Source organism: Lysinibacillus sp. GbtcB16, assembly GCF_019091145.1.
Taxonomy (GTDB): domain Bacteria; phylum Bacillota; class Bacilli; order Bacillales_A; family Planococcaceae; genus Lysinibacillus; species Lysinibacillus fusiformis.
Genome location: NZ_JAGXJV010000873.1, coordinates 1 through 236, shown reverse-complemented (window position 1 = coordinate 236; position 236 = coordinate 1). Strand labels below are relative to the sequence as shown.

The window sequence follows — 236 nt, the reverse complement described above, 5'->3', positions numbered from 1 at the left end:
GTTCTTATAAAGTGGTTAAACTGTGCGGAGGACAAGTATATACGCAGTAATTCCATCAGCAGCCAGACGCTCTTCCGCTTGCAGCTCAAAGTGTACAGCTAAACCATAGGTAATGACGGTCACATCATCCCGTTCAGGCTTGACATCAGGCTTGCCGATTGGTAACGTGTAATGGTGTAGCGGTAGCTGAGCCTTAATTAATGGATAAGGACGTTTATGTTCAAAGAATAATAGTG

The 236-nt window shown here is 44.1% G+C and carries 1 protein-coding gene; it reads right to left on the bottom strand.

Features of this window, described 5'->3' with window-relative positions:
* Positions 1-15: 15 nt before the first annotated feature.
* Positions 16-236, bottom strand: a 221-nt coding sequence (locus KVT27_RS26165) for a transketolase C-terminal domain-containing protein (RefSeq protein WP_483307994.1), incomplete at its 5' end; no start/stop codon positions are given.